The 18,792-nt window shown below is 73.3% G+C and carries 13 protein-coding genes; 11 read left to right on the forward strand and 2 right to left on the reverse strand.

Annotation, left to right across the window (positions count from 1 at the left end; all coding sequences use genetic code 11):
* Positions 1–63: 63 nt before the first annotated feature.
* Positions 64–768, reverse strand: a complete 705-nt coding sequence (locus tag ACZ7GX_RS11110; RefSeq protein ID WP_498775306.1) for a FadR/GntR family transcriptional regulator — start codon at positions 766–768, stop codon at positions 64–66.
* Positions 769–1,074: 306 nt separating this feature from the next.
* Between ACZ7GX_RS11110 and ACZ7GX_RS11115 the strand changes: the two genes are divergently transcribed.
* The 6 genes from ACZ7GX_RS11115 (at position 1,075) to ACZ7GX_RS11140 (ending at position 7,830) form a co-directional block, all read left to right on the forward strand.
* Positions 1,075–2,382: an enolase C-terminal domain-like protein gene (locus ACZ7GX_RS11115; protein WP_498775308.1), complete on the forward strand. Its 1,308-nt coding sequence runs from the start codon at positions 1,075–1,077 to the stop codon at positions 2,380–2,382.
* Complete coding sequence (locus ACZ7GX_RS11120; RefSeq protein ID WP_498775310.1) at positions 2,379–3,137, forward strand: SDR family NAD(P)-dependent oxidoreductase; 759 nt, start codon at positions 2,379–2,381, stop codon at positions 3,135–3,137. The genes ACZ7GX_RS11115 and ACZ7GX_RS11120 overlap by 4 nt, the downstream gene beginning before the upstream one ends.
* A 43-nt stretch (positions 3,138–3,180) precedes the next feature.
* Complete coding sequence (locus ACZ7GX_RS11125) at positions 3,181–4,236, forward strand: sugar ABC transporter substrate-binding protein (RefSeq protein WP_498775312.1); 1,056 nt, start codon at positions 3,181–3,183, stop codon at positions 4,234–4,236.
* Between the two features lie 19 nt (positions 4,237–4,255).
* The gene (locus ACZ7GX_RS11130; RefSeq protein WP_498775314.1) at positions 4,256–5,761 is read left to right on the forward strand and encodes a sugar ABC transporter ATP-binding protein; all 1,506 of its coding nucleotides are present in this window, start codon (positions 4,256–4,258) and stop codon (positions 5,759–5,761) included.
* Entirely contained in the window at positions 5,754–6,803 is a 1,050-nt protein-coding gene (locus ACZ7GX_RS11135; RefSeq protein ID WP_498775318.1) for an ABC transporter permease, read from the forward strand. The genes ACZ7GX_RS11130 and ACZ7GX_RS11135 overlap by 8 nt, the downstream gene beginning before the upstream one ends.
* A 208-nt stretch (positions 6,804–7,011) precedes the next feature.
* Positions 7,012–7,830: a lipase family protein gene (locus ACZ7GX_RS11140; protein WP_498775320.1), complete on the forward strand. Its 819-nt coding sequence runs from the start codon at positions 7,012–7,014 to the stop codon at positions 7,828–7,830.
* 55 nt (positions 7,831–7,885) lie between these two features.
* On the opposite strand, the gene ACZ7GX_RS11145 is transcribed toward ACZ7GX_RS11140, so the two are convergent.
* Entirely contained in the window at positions 7,886–8,842 is a 957-nt protein-coding gene (locus ACZ7GX_RS11145) for a zinc-binding dehydrogenase (protein ID WP_498775322.1), read from the reverse strand.
* 309 nt (positions 8,843–9,151) lie between these two features.
* Here ACZ7GX_RS11145 and ACZ7GX_RS11150 point away from each other — a divergent pair, with 309 nt between their 5' ends.
* From ACZ7GX_RS11150 to ACZ7GX_RS11170, 5 genes are read left to right on the forward strand one after another with little or no spacing between them, the layout of a single operon-like run.
* Positions 9,152–12,604, forward strand: coding sequence for a DUF4132 domain-containing protein (locus ACZ7GX_RS11150; RefSeq protein ID WP_498775324.1), 3,453 nt, complete (start codon positions 9,152–9,154; stop codon positions 12,602–12,604).
* On the forward strand, positions 12,601–13,671 hold the full coding sequence (locus ACZ7GX_RS11155) for an ATP-binding protein (RefSeq protein ID WP_498775326.1): 1,071 nt from the start codon (positions 12,601–12,603) through the stop codon (positions 13,669–13,671). The genes ACZ7GX_RS11150 and ACZ7GX_RS11155 overlap by 4 nt, the downstream gene beginning before the upstream one ends.
* Positions 13,671–15,872, forward strand: a complete 2,202-nt coding sequence (locus tag ACZ7GX_RS11160; protein WP_498775328.1) for a DUF5682 family protein — start codon at positions 13,671–13,673, stop codon at positions 15,870–15,872. The genes ACZ7GX_RS11155 and ACZ7GX_RS11160 overlap by 1 nt, the downstream gene beginning before the upstream one ends.
* Positions 15,869–16,972, forward strand: coding sequence for a VWA domain-containing protein (locus tag ACZ7GX_RS11165; protein WP_498775330.1), 1,104 nt, complete (start codon positions 15,869–15,871; stop codon positions 16,970–16,972). Before ACZ7GX_RS11160 ends, ACZ7GX_RS11165 begins: the two co-directional genes overlap by 4 nt.
* Positions 16,969–18,774, forward strand: a complete 1,806-nt coding sequence (locus tag ACZ7GX_RS11170) for a YehQ family protein (RefSeq protein ID WP_498775332.1) — start codon at positions 16,969–16,971, stop codon at positions 18,772–18,774. Before ACZ7GX_RS11165 ends, ACZ7GX_RS11170 begins: the two co-directional genes overlap by 4 nt.
* The last annotated feature ends 18 nt before the right edge of the window (positions 18,775–18,792 follow it).

The raw sequence follows: 18,792 nt of genomic DNA on the forward strand, positions 1-18,792 counted from the left end.
TCCTTGGTGTGCGACGTCTTGGTGCGGCGTCTTGGTGCGACGTGTTGGTGTGCGACGCCGTCGTCAGCCGGCGGGCGGGACGTCGCCGTCGCGGTCCACGTGCTCGCGCAGCCACCGCTCGGTGGTGGTGATGTGCAGGAGGGCGGCGGCCTGGGCGAGGGCGGCGTCGCGATCGACCAGCGCGTGGTAGATGGCCTCGTGCTCGGCGAGGGTGCGGCTCGCCGCGTTGTCGTCGACCAGTCCGCGCCACACCCTGGCGCGCACCGTGCGGCCGGAGATGCCGTCCAGCAGGGTCGCCAACGTCGCGTTGCCCGTGGCGGCGACGACGGCCCGGTGGAAGGCGGCGTCGTGCTCGTTGAGCAGCTCCACGTCGTCGCGGGCGGCGCGCATCGCGTGGAGGTGCTCCTCGACCACGGCGAGCTCCGCGGCGCTGATCCGGGTGGCCGCGAGTCCGGTGGCGACCGGCTCGAACAGCCGGCGCACCTCGGTGAGCTCCAACAGCGTGTCGCCGTGGAGCAGCTCCACCGCGGACGCGATGCTCCCGAGCAGCACCTCCGGCTCCAGGCTGGTCACGTAGGTGCCGTCGCCCCGCCGGATCTCCAGCACGCGTGCGACCACGAGCGCCTTGACCGCCTCCCGCATCAGGTTCCGGGACAGGCCCAGCTCGGCGGCCAACTGCTGCTCGGGGGGAAGCTTCGACCCCGGCGACAGGTCACCCGACTGGATCAGGTCCCTGATGCGGTCGATCGCCTTGTCGGTCAGTGACATCGGTGGCTTCTCCCAGGACGTGGCGTGCGCGCTGGGCAGGCTAGCAATACATCCCATCTCTACGGAAGACATTGGATGTCTCGGAAACCAGGCCCACCTTCGGCGTTGGCCATTTACCAGGCTACTTACCGGTTTTCCGCCTGAGTCGAGCGCCGACTCTAGACACCGACAGGCCGGACGACCTATAAATCCATCCCATGTCCTGTCGGCTCCTGGGCCGAGGACATGCCGCAGACACACGACAAGGGGTGGTGGCCATGCCTTCGACCCGACGCCGAGGCGCCCGCGCCGGAAGCGCCAGGCACGATGACTGAACTGATCACCGCCGTCGACGCGGTCGACGTGCGGTTCCCGACCTCGCGCGAGCTCGACGGCTCCGACGCCATGAACCCCGAACCCGACTACTCGGCCGCCTACGTGACCATCCGGACCAGCGAGGGCGCCGAGGGCCACGGCCTCGCGTTCACCGTGGGGCGCGGCAACGACGTCGAGGTCGCCGCCGTGCGCGCCCTGGCCCCGTTGGTCGTCGGGCTGCCGGTGGACGAGGTCCTGGGTGATCCGGGCGCGTTCTCGCGCCGGTTGACCGGTGACAGCCAGCTCCGCTGGCTCGGCCCCGAGAAGGGCGCCATCCACATGGCCGCCGCGGCCGTCGTCAACGCCGTCTGGGACCTCTACGGGCGGCGCACGGGCAAGCCGGTGTGGCAACTGCTCTCCGAACTGACCCCCGAGCAGCTCGTCGACCTCGTCGACTTCCGCTACCTCGAGGACGTCCTCACCCGCGACGAGGCGCTCGACATCCTCCGCCGCGCCGAGCCCGGCCGCGCCGACCGCGCCGCCCACCTCCTGCGGCACGGCTACCCCGCGTACACCACCACACCCGGCTGGCTCGGCTACGACGACGAGAAGCTCGTGCGCCTGTCGAAGGAGGCCGTCGCCGACGGGTTCACCCAGATCAAGCTGAAGGTCGGCGCGGACGCCGCCGCCGACCGGCGCCGCCTGCGGCTGGCCCGCGAGGCGGTCGGGCCCGACATCAGGATCGCCGTGGACGCCAACCAGGCCTGGGGCGTGCGGCAGGCCGTCGAGTGGATGACCGGGCTGCTGCCCTACGACCCGTACTGGATCGAGGAGCCCACCTCGCCCGACGACATCCTCGGCCACGCCGCGATCCGGCGGGCGCTGGCGCCGGTGAAGGTCGCCACCGGCGAGCACACCCACAACCAGGTGATGTTCAAGCAGCTGCTCCAGGCAGGCGCCCTCGACATCCTGCAACTCGACGCCAGCCGCACCGCGGGCGTCACCGAGAACGTCGCGATCCTGCTGCTGGCGGCCAAGTTCGGCGTGCCCGTGTGCCCGCACGCCGGCGGTGTCGGGCTGTGCGAGATGGTCCAGCACCTGGCGATGTTCGACTACGTCGCGGTCAGCGGCACGACCGAGGACCGCGTCATCGAGTACGTCGACCACCTGCACGAGCACTTCACCGACCCGGTGCGGATCCGCCGCGGCCACTACCTCGCCCCGACCGCGCCCGGCATCAGCGCCGAGCTGCACCCCGCCTCCATCGCCGCCCACCGCTTCCCCGAGGGGCCCGTCTGGAACCGGCAGGCCACCGCGTGAGCGCGCCCGAGTTCGCCGGCCTCGCCGCCGTGGTCACCGGCGGCGCCTCCGGCATCGGACTGGCCACGGCGCTCCTGCTGGCCTCCCGCGGCGCGCGCGTCGCGTGCCTGGACCTCGCACCGGACGGCGTGCCGGACCCGCTCGTCGGGATCCGGGCCGACGTGTCCGACGACGTCAGCGTGCGGGCCGCCGTGGAGCGGGCGGCCCAGCGGCTGGGCGGCATCGACATCCTGGTCAACAACGCCGGCATCGGCGCGCAGGGCGCCATCGAGGACAACCCGGACGACGAGTGGCGGCGGGTGTTCGAGGTCAACGTCCTCGGCATCGTCCGCACCACCCGCGCGGCCCTGCCGCACCTGCGCCGGTCCGACCACGCGGCGATCGTCAACACCTGTTCCATCGCGGCGACCGCCGGTCTGCCCGACCGCGTCCTGTACTCGTCGACCAAAGGCGCGGTGCTGGCCCTGACCCGTGCCAGCGCCGCCGACCTCGTGGCCGACGGGATCCGCGTCAACTGCGTCAACCCCGGCACCGCCGACACACCCTGGATCGCCCGCCTGCTCGACCGCGCCGAGGACCCCGAGGCGGAGCGGGCCGCGCTGCACGCCCGCCAGCCCATGGGACGCCTGGTCACCGCGGACGAGGTGGCCGCCGCCATCGCCTACCTGGCGAGCCCGCTCGCCGGCTCCACCACCGGCGCCGACCTCGCCGTCGACGGCGGGATGAGCGGCCTGCGCGTCCGTCCGCGCACCTGACCGTCCCTCAAGGTTTCCCACAGCATCGCCGCTAGGAGAACCCGTGAAGAGCACCCACCGCACGATCGCCTCCCTCGGCGCGGTCGCCGCCCTCACCGCCGCCCTCGCCGCCTGCGGCGACTCGAACGCCGGGTCCGGCGGGCCCGTGGTCGGCGTCGACTACCCCCGGTCCGACACCGACTTCTGGAACTCCTACATCGAGTACAGCCCCGGGTTCGCGAAGGAGCTCGGGCTCGAGCTGAAGACCACCAACTCCCAGAACGACGTCGCCAAGCTCACCGCCAACGCCCAGACCTTCATCAGCCAGGGCGTCAAGGGCGTCGCGATGGCGCCGCAGGACACCGCGGCCATCGCGCCCACGCTGGAGCAGCTGGAGGCGAAGAAGATCCCGGTGGTCACCGTGGACACCCGCCCCGACACCGGCAACGTGTACATGGTGGTCCGGGCCGACAACCGCGCGTACGGCGAGAAGGCGTGCCGGTTCCTGGGCGCCAAGCTCGGCGGCCAGGGCAAGGTCGTGATGCTGCAAGGCGATCTCGCCTCGATCAACGGCCGCGACCGCACCGAGGCGTTCAACGACTGCATGAAGGCGAACTACCCCGGCATCACCGTCTTCGGCGAGGCCACGAACTGGGACGGCGCGGTCGCCGCGCAGAAGCTCCAGACCGACCTCACCGCCCACCCCGACATCAAGGGCGTGTACATGCAGTCCAGCTTCGCCCTCGCCGGCACGCTGCAGGTGCTCAAGCAGAAGGACCTGCTGGTGGGGCCGGAGCACCCCAAGCACGTGTTCGTGGTCTCCAACGACGGCATCCCCGAGGAGCTGGCCGGCATCGCCGAAGGCCGCATCGACGCCACCGTCTCCCAACCGGCCGACCTCTACGCCAAGTACGCCCTGCACTACCTCAAGGCCGCGATCGACGGCAAGACGTTCGCGCCCGGCAAGACCGACCACGACAGCACGATCGTCCAGGTCCGCGACGGCCTGCTGGAGGACCAGCTCTCCGCTCCCCTGGTGACCGCCGACGGCGGCACCTACGACGGCGTTCCCAGCCTCAAGAGCGACGACCAGTCGTTGTGGGGCAACAAGCTCGGTTGAGCGGAAGGCGAGACGCGAGATGACCGTGACCGCGCCCGTCGTCGAGGCGACGGGGATCACGAAGCGATTCGGCTCGACGGTGGCCCTGCACGAGGCCGCCATCAGGGTGGAGGCCGGGCAGACCCACGCCCTGGTCGGGCGCAACGGGGCGGGCAAGTCGACGCTGGTGTCCATCCTCACCGGACTCCAGGCCCCGGACGAGGGCGAGGTCGCGTTCGGCGGCGAACCCGCCCCTCGGCTCGCCGACCGCGACGCGTGGCGGCAGCGGGTGGCGTGCGTCTACCAGAAGTCCACGATCATCCCCGAGCTGACCGTCGCCGAGAACCTCTTCCTCAACCGGCACGACCGCGGCCGCGTCGGGCTGATCAGCTGGAAGACGGTGCACGGCCGGGCGCGCGAGCTGCTGGACACCTGGTCGGTCGACGTCGACGCGCGCACCCCCGCCCGGGAGCTCGACGTCGAGCAGCGGCAGTTCGTGGAGATCGCGAGGGCGCTGTCGTTCGGCGCCCGCTTCATCATCCTCGACGAGCCCACCGCCCAACTCGACGCGGCGGCCATCACCCGGCTGTTCACCCGGATCGACGACCTCCAGCGGCAGGGCGTCACCTTCCTGTTCATCAGCCACCACCTCCAGGAGATCTACGAGATCTGCGACGTGGTGACGGTGTTCCGCGACGCCAGGCACATCCTCACCGCCGCGGTCGACGAACTGCCCCGCGCCGAACTGGTCGCCGCCATGACCGGCGAGGCCGCGGCGGAGGCGGGCGGCGGTCGGCGCGGGCCGGCGCCGGACGCCGCCGACGTGCTCGTGGTGGACGGCGCGTCACTGCCCGGCGCGTACGAGGACGTGTCGTTCCGCGTCCGCGCCGGCGAGATCGTCGGTCTCGCGGGCGCGGCGAGCAGCGGCCGCATCGAGATCGCCGAGACCGTCGTCGGCTTGCGCGCGGCGGCCCGCGGCACCGTGGAGATCGCGGGGTCCCGGCCGCGGCCGGGCAGCGTGGCCTCGGCGCTGAAGGCCGGTGCGGGGTTCGTCCCGCAGGACCGGCACCACCAAGGTCTCGTGCCGCAGATGTCCTTGGCGGACAACGGGACCCTGACCATCCCCGAACGGCTCGGGCGCAACGGGTTCATCGACGGCCGCCGCCGTGACCGCATCGCCTCGACCATGATCGAGAACCTGGCGATCAAGACGCCCGGACCGGAGCTGCCGGTCTCCGGCCTGTCCGGCGGCAACCAGCAGAAGGTCGTCATGGCACGCGCCCTGGCAGGCGACCCGGAGCTGCTGGTGCTGATCAACCCGACCGCCGGCGTCGACGTGCGGTCCAAGGAGTTCCTCCTCGGCAAGGTCGAGGAGATCGCCGGGTCCGGCGCCGGCGTGCTCATCGCCTCCGACGAACTCGACGACCTGCGCCTGTGCGACCGGGTCCTGGTGGTGTTCCAGGGCCGCGTGGTCGCCGAGACGCCCGGCGGTTGGCACGACCACCAGCTCGTGGCCGCGATGGAAGGAGTGGACCTCGATGCCTGAGACCAAGACCGCCGCGGTCACCGGGAACGACCCGGCGGCAGGCCCCGCGGGGAAGTCCGCCCGGCTCCAGGGCAGGCGGCGGCTCGCCTTCGCCCGCCTGCGCGACTTGGCCCTGATCCCCGCCATCATCGCGATCGCCGTCGTCGGCCAACTGGTCAGCCCGGTGTTCCTGCAAGCCGACAACCTCGTCAACATCCTGCAGACCATGTCGGAGATCGCCGTCCTGGTCCTGGCCCAGACCCTGGTGCTGGTCGTCAAGAAGATGGACCTCTCCCTGGAGTCCACCGTCGGCCTCGCGCCCGGAGTCGCCGCGTGGCTCACCGTGCCGGTCGGCGCCGGTCACGGGCTGGGCCTGGTGCCGGGTGGCTGGTCGGTGCCCATCACGCTGGCCGTCGGCGTCCTGGTCGGCGTGGTCAACGCGCTGTTCATCATCCGGTTCGGGCTCAACGGCTTCATCGTGACGCTCGGCATGCTGATCGTGCTGCGCGGCATCCTCACCGGCATCTCCGGCGGCCAGACCTTCTTCCGCCTCCCCGAGTCGATGCTGTACCTCGGCACCACGCAGTGGTTCGGCGTGCCCGTGTCGGTGTGGCTGTGCCTGGCCCTGTTCGCCGTCGGCATCGTGGTCCTCGGCTTCACCAGCTTCGGCCGGTCCCTCTACGCGATCGGCGGCAACGTCGACGCGGCCAAGGCCGCCGGCATCCGCACCGACCGCGTGCTCTGGATCGTCATCGTCACCGCGAGCCTGCTCGCCGCCCTCGGCGGCCTGCTGCTCTCCGGCCGACTGGCCTCGGTCGCCTCCGGCCAGGGCAACGGCTACATCTTCACCGTCTTCGCCGCCGCGGTCATCGGCGGCATCAGCCTCAACGGCGGCAAGGGCACCGTGTTCGGCGCCTTCACCGGCATCCTGCTGCTGTTCATGATCCAGAACGTGCTCACCCTCGGCGGCGTCCCCGCGCAGTGGATCGGCGCCCTCAACGGGGCCATCATCCTCATCGCCCTGGCGCTCTCCCGCGTGACCGGCGGCAAGGCGCAGGATTAGGCGCCCGCGCCTCGACCACCCGTGCGGCACGGGTGGGCACGAACGGTTGACGACGTCCGAGGGGTGCGGCCAGGACGGGTGAGAGGGCGACCTCGGTGGGGTGAAGGGCCGGGTGTGCGGTGGTGGGAGGGGCGGCGGCGGAGGTAGGCATGAAGCGCGGGCGGGGTCATGGCCGCCCGGCGACGTGTCGCCTTCGTGAGGATGGACGATGTCTGCGCCGACGCTGAACCACCGGGCCACCGGGTACGACGCCCGCCAGGCGTACTGCATGGCCAAGGCCGCCGAGCTGGCCTACAAGGACCGCGAGCGGATCGAGGCCACGGCCGCGGAGTGGGGGTTCGACCGGGTGCGCCACCACCACTCGACGTTCTCCCCGCCGTTCGCGATCAGCGACACCCAGGCGTACACGATGGCCAGTCCGACGATGATCGTGACCGCGTTCCGCGGCACCGAGCCCGTGCAGCTGCGCGACTGGCTGTCGGACACGACCACGCCGCCGTGGCCCGGTCCGGCGCGCACCGGCCTGGTCCACTACGGGTTCGCCGAGGCGTTGCGGGCGGTGATGCCGTCCGTGCTGGCGGCCGTGGAGGAGTTGCGCGACGCCGAGCAGACGGTGTGGTTCACCGGGCACAGCCTCGGCGGCGGCCTGGCGATGCTGGCCGCGGCCTGGCTGCACTTCGAGGACCCGCGGCTCTCGGCCCAGGGCGTGTACACCTTCGGCCAGCCCCGCACGTGCGACCGGACCCTGGCCGACGCCTACGACAAGGCCCTGGCCGGACGTACGTTCCGGGTGGTCAACAACAACGACGTCGTCGCCCAGGTCCCGCCGGAGCCGGTGTTCCACCACGTCGCGACCCTGCGCTACATCGACTCCTCCGGCCGGGTCCGCGAGTCCATGCCCACCGTGTCCAACCTGCTCGACCGGGGCAAGGGCCTCGCCGCCGACCCGTTCGCCCCGGCCGGTGACGGGATGCGGGACCACCTCATGAAGGCCTACGTGGCCGCCCTGGAGAAGAACCTGCCCTGACCGGCGATCCCTCCCTCTTCCGAGTGGTCCCCCTGCCGACCACTCGCTCCGCGGCTCAACCCGGCACGACGACGGCCCGGCTGCGCCCGGTGTGCGCCCACGCGTCGCCGACCCGGCTCAGCGGGTACGCGGTGTAGGGCACGTGCAGGGAACCGTCGGCGAACCGGGCCATGACCTCGGGCGCCCTGGCCGACATCTCCTCGACGGACACCGAGCCCGCACCGCTCCCGCTGATCCGGATCCGCCGACTGCGCAGCAGTTCCGCGGGCAAGGACGCCTCCAGGCCCGCGAGCGAGCCGAGCTGCACGTACGCCGTGCCCGCTCCGCCGTCCTCGCCGCCCCGACCCAGCACCGCGAACGCGGCCTCGGCGATCGGCCCCCACAGGTAGTCCAGCACGAGACCGGGCCGCGCCTCGGCGACGGCGCCGGCCAAGGCCCGCTCCAGGGCGTCGGACCCGTCCTGGGCCAGCGACACCGTCGTCGCACCCAGGCCGCGCAACCGCTCCAGCGCCTCCGGGTCACGCCCGGCGGCGACGACGCGTTCCGCCCCGAGCGCCAGCGCGCCCTGCACGGCCAGGCTGCCCGACATCCCGGTCGCGCCCAGCACCAGCACGGTGCCCAGCGCGCCCACTTCCTCGCGCCGCGATGTGAGGACCACCCAGCCCGACAGGCCGGGGTTCATGCCCGCGGCGACGGCGAGCGGATCCGCCCCCGCCGGCACCTCCGCCTGGAACGGGGCGGTCAGCCGCTCCGCCATCGTCCCGAACGGCGGACGCGCGTAGCCGGTGTAGACCAGGCGCCCGTCACCGGTGCGGGCGACCGCGTCGATCCCCGGCACCAGCGGGTACGTCGTCCGGCCGCCGTAGTGCCGCCCGGAGGCCGGCCCGCGCACGACGTTGTGCAGACCCGCTCCGACCAGGTGCAACGGCTCCTGACCGGGCGGGACCGCCGGCTCGGCGACGTCTCCGCAGACGGGTGGCGCATCGGGTCCGGTGACGACTGCAGCACGCATCCGAACTCTCCTTAACTAAGTTAAGCCGTGCCTCCAGCGTCCCTGAACGTCGTTAAGGTGTCAAGGAGCCGTGGTTCGAGCGGTGGGCCGCCGTCATCGAGGAGCAGGAACGGCGCCAGGCCGCCGGGACCGATCCGACGCGGTACTCGGTCACCGCGCGCGAGGCCTGGTTGGGGGAAGGCGTGGCACTGGTCAACCTGAGGTGTCGGCCGCGGCCTGACCGGCGGGCTCCGCGCGACGAATTGTCGGACCCCGTCCGTACAGTTCGTGGACGTCGTTTCCGGGTCTGTTCTTCGGGGGGAAGTCGTGGTGCGCAGGTGGGAACTCGTCGACGGTGGCTCGGCGAAGTTCTGGGAGGTCGACCAGGACGGCGTGCGGGTGACCGTCCGATTCGGACGGCTGGGCGCGGCGGGGCAGACCCAGACCAAGGAGCTGGCCTCGGAGGCGGCGGCGCTGGCCCACGTCGCGAAGCTGGTGGCCGAGAAGGAGAAGAAGGGCTACCTGAGCGTCGCCGCCACCACTCCCCCGCCCCCTGCGGCCACACCCGCCCCGGTCGCCGCTCCCGCGGTCGAGGCTCCCCCGCCCGACGAGGACGCCTGGGTGATGCCCCGGGAGTGGCTGCGGAAGGCGATGCGCCGCAGGGACGCCGGTCCGCGGCCGGAGTTCGCGGTGGACGCCGCGCTGGCGCAGAAGGTGCACGACCGGATCACCGAGCGCGCCGCGACGACCGCGCAGGCGCTGGCGCACCCGAAGTCGAACCCGGACCTGGTGCGGGCACTGCGCGACCACCTCGACGGCACGCCTGATCCGTTGGGGGCCGCCGTGCTCGCCAAGGTGGCCGGCGCGGACGACTCCCCGGTGCACTGGTGGATCGAGGAGTTCGGTCTGCCGTTCGCCGCGGCGGCGGCCGTGCACCACTCGATGGCGCACGTCCACCACCAGAAGGACGGCAGCGGCGACTCCCTGTTCTGGTACCCCGAGCGCCACTACGGCGACGACACCACCAAGGGCCGGGCGCTGATCGAGGTCCGGACCGCGTTGGCGGCCGCGGACCAGGCGACGTACGACGCGGCGGTGGCGGAGCTGGAGAAGGTCGGCGGCTCCCCGTTCGGCCAGGCGGCGCGGGCGTTCCTCGCGCCGACGCGGCACGACTGGTTCGACGAGGCGAACGCCGCCGAGTACGCGCCGTTCTGGATGGTGGTGTGCGCGGCGAGCACGCTGGAGCAGCTGGCCGGCCTGCGGGTCGGGCCCTTCATCTGGTCTCCGGTCGGCCTCTACACGGCCCTGCACGTGCACGGGCCGGCGCTCGCCCCGCTGCTGGACGCGAACCTGCGCGCCAAGGTCGAGTTGGACGCGGACTGCCGCAAGCGGGCGCTGGACGCGCTGGCGGCGCTGCCGTCCGACGAGGCGTCCCTGTTGCTGCTCAACCGGCTGCGGGAGCGGTACGCGCGGCCGGCGCTGCTGTCCGCGATGGCGGCGTTCCCGAGGCGGGCGGCCCGGCTGCTGGCGCACCGTGCCGCCGGCGACGCGGACGTGCGCGACCTGCTGCGCCGGCACCTGCTGACCCATCCGGACCTGGACCTGCCGGACGGAGTGGCGCGGCCCGTGACGGTGCCGGACGCGCCCGCCGACGCGCTGCCGCGGGTGCTGGCCGAGCCGCCGTGGGAGCACCGTCGCCCGCGGCCCGAACCCGTGGTGCTGAAGGACGTCCCGGTGCCCGCCGCCCACCTCACGTGGCTGCCGGGCGAGCGCGAGGCGTGGCTCGGGCTGAAGAGCCGGTGGACCGACGACCGCGACGACTGGAACGACGTCGCGGCCGCCGCCCGCGCCGGGAACTACTTCGGCCACGGCCTCTTCGAGGTCGGCCCGGAGGAGCTCGCGCGCCCGCTGCTGGCCGACTGGACGCCCAACGGCACCTGGGAGAGCGAGCTCTGGGGCAGGCGCATCACGGCCCGGTTCGGGCTGGACGCCCTGCCCGCGATGACGCGGCTGGCGGTGGGCAACCCGCAGCAGGTCGGTGACCTGCTGCTCCCGTACGCCACCACCGAGGTCGCCGAGCTGATGGCGGACTGGTTGGCGCGCCTCAAGACCGCCCGCGCGCTCGCCGCCTCCTGGTTGTCCCGGCACCGCGAGGCCGCCGCCCGCCTCCTGCTGCCCGCGGCGCTGGGCGTGGCGGGCCGTGCGCGCCGCAACGCCGAGGCCGCGCTCCGCCACCTCTACCTGGAGACCGGTGTCGACGTCATCGCCGTCGCCGCCTCCGTGTCCGCCGAGGTGGGCGCGGCGGTCGACGCGCTGATCGAGGTCGACCCGCTCGACGTGCTGCCCGCCAAGCTCCCGGTGATCGGCGACTGGGCCGACCCCCGGCTGCTCCCCCAGGTGCTGCTGGCCGACGGCGCCGGCGCGTTGTCCGCCGACGCCGCGGCGAACCTCCTGATGACCGCGGCGCTGTCCAAGCCGGACGCCGTGTACCCCGGTCTGCCGCTCGCCGTCGAAGCGTGCGACCGGGCGTCGTTGGCGGAGTTCGCCTGGTCCCTCTTCGGCCGCTGGCAGGACGCCGGGGCGCCGGCGAAGGGCGCCTGGGCCTTCACCGCCCTCGGCTGGTTCGGCGACGACGAGACCGTGCGCCGGCTGGCGCCGCTGATCCGCGCCTGGCCCGGCGAGAGCCAGCACGCCCGCGCCGTGACGGGCCTCGACGTGCTGGCCCGGATCGGCAGCGAGGTGGCCCTCACCCACCTCAACAGCATCGCGGAGCGGGTCAAGTTCAAGGGCCTCAGGACCCGGGCCCAGGAGAAGGTCTCCGACATCGCCGCCGCGCTCGGCCTGAGCCGCGACCAGCTGTCCGACCGCCTCGTGCCCCGCCTCGGCCTCGACGACGAGGCGACGTCGGTGATCGACTACGGCCCGCGCCGGTTCACCGTCGGCTTCGACGAGCAGCTCAAGCCCTACGTCCTCGACGAGGACGGCAAGCGCCGCAAGGACCTGCCCAAGCCCGGCGCGAAGGACGACCAGGCGCTCGCGCCGCTGGAGCACAAGCGGTTCGCGGCGTTGAAGAAGGACGTCCGCGCGATCGCGTCGGACCAGATCCACCGCCTGGAGCGGGCGATGGTCGACCAGCGCACCTGGACCGCCGAGGAGTTCCGGACGGTCCTCGCCGCGCACCCGCTGCTGTGGCACCTGGTCCGCCGCCTGGTGTGGATCACCGACGCGGGCGCGTCGTTCCGCCTGGCCGAGGACCGCACGCTCGCCGACCCGTCCGACGACGGGTTCACGATGCCCGACGACGCCCTGGTCCGCGTCGCGCACGCGGTCGACCTCCGGGACACGGCGGCGGCGTGGGGCGAGGTCTTCGCCGACTACGAGATCCTCCAACCGTTCCCGCAGCTGGGCCGCCCGATCCACCTGCCGGAGTCGACCGGCGGGCTCCTCCCCCGGCTCAAGGAGTACTGCGCCACCCCGTACCCGATCGGCAGGATCCTCGGCCTGACCAAGAAGGGCTGGGTCCGCGGCACGCCGCAGGACGCGGGCGTCGAGTGCTGGATCACCCGGCCGTTCCCGGACGGCGGGGCCCTCGTCGCCTCGCTCGACCCCGGTATCGCGGTCGGCGCGGTGGACGTCTTCCCGGAGGTCGGTTTCAGCGACGTGTGGTTCTCGCCGAGCGGCCACGGCGGCTGGTCCGCCCCGAGGAACGCTCCCGCCACCTACGAGATCGACCCGATCACCCTGTCCGAACTCCTCTCCGAACTGGAGTCGCTGCGGTCATGACCAGCACCAGGACGACGCAGCGCCCTCCGGCCGAGATCCGCTTCGCCGACGAGCTCGCGCGCCTGCGCGACGCCGACACCGCGCCCAAGCCGCCGGGCTGGGTGCTGAGCCTCGCCGCCGCGCGCCGGTTCGTGGTGGGCGACGACGAGCAGGGCATCACCAAGAAGTTCGTGGGCGACCCGTCCCTGGTGGACAGGGCGCTGGTCACGCTGGCCACCGGTCGCGGCCTGATGCTCGTCGGCGAACCGGGCACGGCGAAGTCGCTGCTGTCCGAGCTGATCGCGGCGGCGGTCTGCGGCGAGTCGACGTTGACGATCCAGGGCGGCGCGGCCACCACCGAGGACCAGATCAAGTACTCCTGGAACTACGCGCTGCTGGTGGCCGAAGGGCCGTCGCCGCGCTCGCTCGTGCCGGCGCCGATGCTGCGGGGCATGGCCGAAGGCAAGGTCGTGCGGTTCGAGGAGATCACCCGCTGCCCGCTGGAGGTGCAGGACTGCCTGCTGTCGCCGCTGTCCGACCGCGTGCTGGCGATCGGGGAGCTGGACGGCCCGGACGGCATGGTGTTCGCGCAGGACGGGTTCAGCGTGATCGCCACCGCGAACACCCGCGACCGGGGCGTCAACGAGATGAGCGCGGCGCTGAAGCGGCGGTTCAACTTCGAGACGGTGTTCCCGATCCCCGACTTCGACACGGAGCTCGCGCTGGTCGAGCGGGAGGCGGCGAGGCTGTTGGAGAGGTCGGGGGTGGAGCTCGCGCCGAAGCGGGACGTGCTGGAGGTCCTCGTGCGCACGTTCCGAGACCTGCGCGACGGCGGCGACCGGCTCACGACCGTGATGAGCACGGCCGAGGCGGTCTCGGTGGCGCACGCGGTGGGGGTGCGGGGCTGGTTCCTGCGGGGTGAGGCGGGTTCGGCCGCGGACGTCGTCGAGTGCCTGGCGGGCACGGCGGCGAAGGACAACGCGGAGGACCTGGCCCGGCTGCGGCGGTACCTGGAGCAGCACGCTCCGCGGCACCAGGGCGAGCAGTGGCAGGAGCTGCACCGGGCCCGTCACCTGCTGCCCGGCTGATGGGGGCCGTGTTCGTCGGCGTCCGGCACCACAGCCCCGCCTGTGCCCGCCTGGTCGCCGCCACCATCCGGGCGCGGCGGCCCGCCTACGTGCTGGTCGAGGGCCCCGCCGACGTCAACGACCGCATCGATGAGCTGCTGCTGGGCCACGAGCTGCCCGTCGCGCTGTTCAGCTACTCCGACGAGCACGCGTCGTGGACGCCGTTCTGCGACTACTCGCCGGAGTGGGTGGCGATCACCGAAGCGCGCCGCTGCGGTGCGCGGGTCAGGTTCATCGACCTGCCCGCGTGGCACGAGGCGTTCCGCGACGTCGGCAACCGGTACGCCGACGCGGAGCCGCGGTACGCCGAGGCCGTCGAGCGGTTGTGCGCCGAGTTCGCGGTCGACAACGTGGACGTGCTGTGGGACCACCTGTTCGAGTGCGGGGCCGAGCCGACGGGCCTGGCCGAGTACTTCGACCTGCTCCGCGGCGCGGCCGACGTGGACGGGGGTGACTCGGCGCGCGAGGAGTACATGGCGCGCTGGGTCCGGGCGGCGGTGGCGGACGCGGGGGACGAGCCCGTCGTCGTGGTCACCGGCGGCTTCCACACGGCCGCCCTCAAGGCCAAGCTCGACGGCGCCGCCGAGTGGCCGGAGGTGCCGGAGCGGGACCGGGGCGCGACCTACCTCGTCCCATACTCCCACGCCCGCCTGGACGCGTTCACCGGCTACCAGTCGGGCATGCCGTCGCCCGGCTACTACCAACAGGTGTGGGAGAACGGGGCACGGCGTGCGGCGGACTGGCTCGTCGAGTCGGTGGCGACGCGGTTGCGCCGCAGGCAGCAGCCGGTGTCGACGGCGGACCTCATCGCGGCGCGCACCCAGGCCGCGGCGCTGGCCCGGTTGCGCGGGCACGAGACCCCGGCGCGCACCGACGTGCTGGACGGGCTGACCAGCGCGTTGATCTCCGAAGACCTGACGCAGCCGCCTCCGTGGACGCGGCGCGGCGCGCTGCGGCCCGGCGCCCACCCGGCGCTGGTCGAGATGGTCGGGGCGCTGCGGGGCGACAAGGTCGGGCGGCTGCACCCGGACACGCCCGCACCGCCCCTGGTCGACGCGGTGCGGGAGCTGCTGCGGACCCACGGTCTCGACCACGAGGGTGAGGTGGTGCTCGACCTCACCGACGCGGAGGCGCTCGCGCGGAGCCGGATCCTGCACCGCCTGCGCGTGCTGCGCATTCCCGGCTTCCAGCGCACGAGCGGCCCGTCGGCGGGCGCCGAGCCGCAGTTGGACGAGCGGTGGGCGCTCAGACCGGTCGACGACCGACTGGCGGCGTTGATCGAGGCCGCCGAGAACGGGGCCACGCTGGAGGAAGCGGCCGGGGTGACGCTGCAACGCCGGTCGCGGCACGCGCGGCTGGAGCACCTGGCCGAGATCCTCTTCGACGCGGTGCTGTGCGGGATCTCGACGTTCTCGGATCGCGTCAAGGAGGCGCTCGACGAGGGCGTCCGGGAGACGGGCGACCTCGCGGCGCTGGGTCACGTGCTGAGCGCGGTGCTCGGGCTGTGGCGGCATGACCGGTTGTTCGGCGCGAAGAACGACCCGCTGCTGGGCGCGGTGATCGACACGGGCACGACGAGGGTGCTGTGGCTGATCGAGGGCCTGCACGGCGGACCGGCGCCGGCCGATCCGCACCGGCTCAGGGCGATGACGGCGACCAGGGACGCGGTGCGGCACGCCAAGGCGGCGTTGTCCCTGGACGCGGTGGACGTCACGGGCGTGGCGACCCGGGTCGGCGACGACCCGCAGGCGCCGCCCGACCTGCGCGGCGCGGCGCTCGGTCTCGCCTGGGCGCTCGGCGCGAAGCCGGACGTGCGGAAGGTGCGCGGCATCGAGGCGCTCGGCGACTGGCTGGCCGGGTTGTTCGCGGTCGCCCGGGAAGAGGTGCTGGCGAGCCCGGACCTGGTCGGCGTCCTCGACGAGCTGGTCAGCGCGATGACGGACGAGGAGTTCCTGGTGGCGCTGCCTGCGTTGCGGCTCGCCTTCGGCTACTTCCCGCCCCGGGAGCGGGAGCGGGTCGCGGCCGCCGTGCTCGCCCATCGCGGGGTCGAGGGCAGCGCCAGGGGCGTCACGCGCCTGCGAGCCGATCCGGTGGTGATCGCCGAGGCGAGGGGGGTGGAGGAACGCGTGGACGCGTTGCTGGCGAAGGGCGGCCTGGCATGACGGACCTGGAACGCTGGCGGCTGATCCTCGGCGAGCCCGCGTCGCGCCACACCGGCGGGCTGAGCGGCGAGGGCGTGCGCAGGGACAAGGCGCTGGAGTGGCTCTACGGGCGTGATCCCGACCTCGCCGAGCGCGGCGTGCGCCAGGGCGGCGACGGTGACTCGGTGCTGCGCACCGTCGACTGGCTGGACGAGGTGCACAGCCTGTTCCCGAGGGAGACGGTCGAACGCCTGGAGCGCGACGCGGTCGAGCGGTACGAGATCACCGACGTGGTGACGGATCCCGAGGTGCTGCGCCGGATCGAGCCGAACCCGGCGCTGCTGCGCGCGGTGCTGCGGACCAAGCACCTGATGAACCCGGCCGTGCTCGCGATGGCGCGCAGGATCGTCGAGGCGGTGGTGGGGCAGTTGATGGCGAAGCTGAGGACCGAGGTGCGCACGGCGTTCAGCGGCGCGAGGTCGCGCCGGCCGAGCATCCACCGCAACTCCCGCAACTTCGACTTCCGCGCCACGATCAGGGCGAACCTGCGGCACTACCGGCCCGAGGAGCGCAAGCTCGCGATCGAGCACCCGAAGTTCGTCTCGCGCACCAGGCGGCACCTGGAGCAGTGGCAGCTGATCCTGCTCGTCGACCAGTCGGCGTCGATGACCGGTTCGGTGATCCACTCGGCGGTCACCGCGTCGTGCCTGTGGGGGCTGCCGGGGATCAGGACGCACCTGGTGGCCTTCGACACCACCGTGGTCGACCTGACGTCGGACGTGACGGACCCGGTCGAGCTGCTGATGAAGGTGCAGCTGGGCGGCGGCACGCACATCGGCAAGGCCGTGGCGTACGGAGCGGAGCTGGTGGAGAGCCCGCGCCGGTCGATCGTGGTGGTCGTCAGCGACTTCTACGAGGGCGGCAGCGAGTCGCACCTCGTCCGCGCGGTGAAGGACCTGTGCGAGCAGGGCACCCACGTGCTGTGCCTGGCCGCGTTGGACGACGAGGCGAACCCGTCCTACGACCGCGAGCTGGCCCAGCGCCTCGCGAACGTCGGCGCCCACGTCGGCGCGATGACCCCGGGCCGGCTGGCGGAGTTCGTCGCGGAGAAGATCGGATGACCAGACCCGACCTGATGGCGCTGACCCCGGACGCGCTCGCGGCGCTGGCCAACCGGGGTCTGGTGAAGCGCGCCACCAAGGACCTGGACGCGGGAGTCGTCCCGGTGCTCGACACCGACGCGGCGGGCGCCGTGCGGGGCGAGTTCCCGGACGGCACCACGACCACGCTGCCGCCCGGCGCCCCGCTCGACGCGACCCGGTGCAGCTGCGGCGCGACGGGCGTGTGCCGGCACCGCATCGCGGTCGTCCTGGCGTACCGGCGCACCCGGGAGAGCACCGTGCCCGCCGAGCTGTGGTCGCCGGGCGCGGTGACCGACGCCGACCTGGCGGCGTTGACGGGCGAACGCGCGCTGCGCCGCGCCCGCCGGGTCCTCCGCGCCGGCTACCGCGCGAAGCTGCGACGCCCCACCGCGGCAGACCGGACGGCGCAAGCGGAACTGCCCACCTGCACGGTGACGTTCCTCGTGCCCGGCGACCTGTCCTACGTCCACACGGACGCGGTCGACCGCGACGTGGCGCTGGCGCTGGCGGTGTGGGCGTTCCGCGAGGCCGACGCGCAGGGCGCCGACACCGTCGACGTGGGCGGATCACCCACCACCGCGGCGGATCTCACCTCGGTGGCGGACCTGCTCGACCAACTGCTGCTCGACGGCGCGGCGAACGCGAGCGAGGTGCTCGACGTGGCCTGGCAACGCCTGCACCGCGACCTGACGGCGCAGCGCCTGCACTGGCCGGCCGCGGTGATCGCCGAGCTGCTCGCCCAGCTCGACGCCTATCGCCGGCGCAGCGCCGACTACCAGGCGGAGCGGTTCGCCGCACTGCTCACCGAGCTGCACGCCCGGACGACCGCGAACGGTCCGCGCGCCGAGGTCCTCGGTCCCGACGAGCCCGCCGAGACGCCGTTGCGCCGGGTCCGGCTGACCGCGCTGGGCGCGCGGCTGCGCGCCGAGTCCGCGGTGGACGTCTACTTCGCCTCGGGCGACGTGGTCCTGGTGCAGCGCGCCACTCCCCTGCGCACCGGGCAGCGCCTCGCCACGTCGAACGTGGTCTCGGAGTCGGCGACGCGCAGCGCGAGCCGTGCGGTGGCGGTGAAGGCCAACAGGGTCGCCAAGACCTCGCTCACCCCGGTCGGCACCGCGTGGCACGACCTGCCGCCGGCCTTGGTGGTCGACGACTACGCCGCGACCGCCGCACGCCTGGCCGAGCTGCCACCGCGGCAGGTCCGCGCGCGGGTCGAGGCGGAACTGGTCCGCGCGGTCCGCGTCGCCGAGGTGTCCGGCCTGGCCTACGACCCGGCCGCGCAACGCCTCACCGCCTCGCTGCACGACTCCACCGGCGCCTCGTGCGTCCTGGACGCGACGTACCGCGCCGTCGCGCCGCGGTCGCTCGACGCGCTCGCGGCGGCGTTGCGCGCCGACCCGACGACGGTCACCGGCTCCGTCCGCCGCCACCGCGGCGCGCTGGTCGTCGATCCGCTGGCCGTGCACACCCGAGCCGGCGTGGTCGTCCCGGACCTGGCGACGGACACGCCACCGCAGCCGCTGCCGCCCGGCGTCACGGCGGCGGATCCGTTGAGCGCGAGCGTGGACGGCGCGCTGACCGTGTTGGCCGAGGCCTCGCACCGAGGCCTGGACCACCTGACCAGCGGCCTGCTCGCCCGCGTGCGGGAGGTCGGCGTCCACCTGCACGGCACCGGCCTGCGCACGGCGGCGGCGCTGGTCACGGCATTCGCCGAGGCCCCGTCCCCGGCCACGTGGCTCGGCGCCCACCTCCGGCTGCTCGTCACCGCCGATGCCCGTTGACGCGTGGCGAGCGCGACT

The organism is Actinosynnema sp. NPDC037264 (assembly GCF_055603705.1).

What these genes read in the sequence shown, in the direction of transcription:
- ACZ7GX_RS11135 (WP_498775318.1), top strand. Translation starts at nt 5,754, where the DNA reads ATGCCTGAGACCAAGACCGCCGCGGTCACCGGGAACGACCCGGCGGCA.
- ACZ7GX_RS11155 (WP_498775326.1), top strand. Translation starts at nt 12,601, where the DNA reads ATGACCAGCACCAGGACGACGCAGCGCCCTCCGGCCGAGATCCGCTTC.
- ACZ7GX_RS11140 (WP_498775320.1), top strand. Translation starts at nt 7,012, where the DNA reads ATGTCTGCGCCGACGCTGAACCACCGGGCCACCGGGTACGACGCCCGC.
- ACZ7GX_RS11110 (WP_498775306.1), bottom strand. Translation starts at nt 768, where the DNA reads ATGTCACTGACCGACAAGGCGATCGACCGCATCAGGGACCTGATCCAG.
- ACZ7GX_RS11130 (WP_498775314.1), top strand. Translation starts at nt 4,256, where the DNA reads ATGACCGTGACCGCGCCCGTCGTCGAGGCGACGGGGATCACGAAGCGA.
- ACZ7GX_RS11170 (WP_498775332.1), top strand. Translation starts at nt 16,969, where the DNA reads ATGACCAGACCCGACCTGATGGCGCTGACCCCGGACGCGCTCGCGGCG.
- ACZ7GX_RS11160 (WP_498775328.1), top strand. Translation starts at nt 13,671, where the DNA reads ATGGGGGCCGTGTTCGTCGGCGTCCGGCACCACAGCCCCGCCTGTGCC.
- ACZ7GX_RS11145 (WP_498775322.1), bottom strand. Translation starts at nt 8,842, where the DNA reads ATGCGTGCTGCAGTCGTCACCGGACCCGATGCGCCACCCGTCTGCGGA.
- ACZ7GX_RS11165 (WP_498775330.1), top strand. Translation starts at nt 15,869, where the DNA reads ATGACGGACCTGGAACGCTGGCGGCTGATCCTCGGCGAGCCCGCGTCG.
- ACZ7GX_RS11115 (WP_498775308.1), top strand. Translation starts at nt 1,075, where the DNA reads ATGACTGAACTGATCACCGCCGTCGACGCGGTCGACGTGCGGTTCCCG.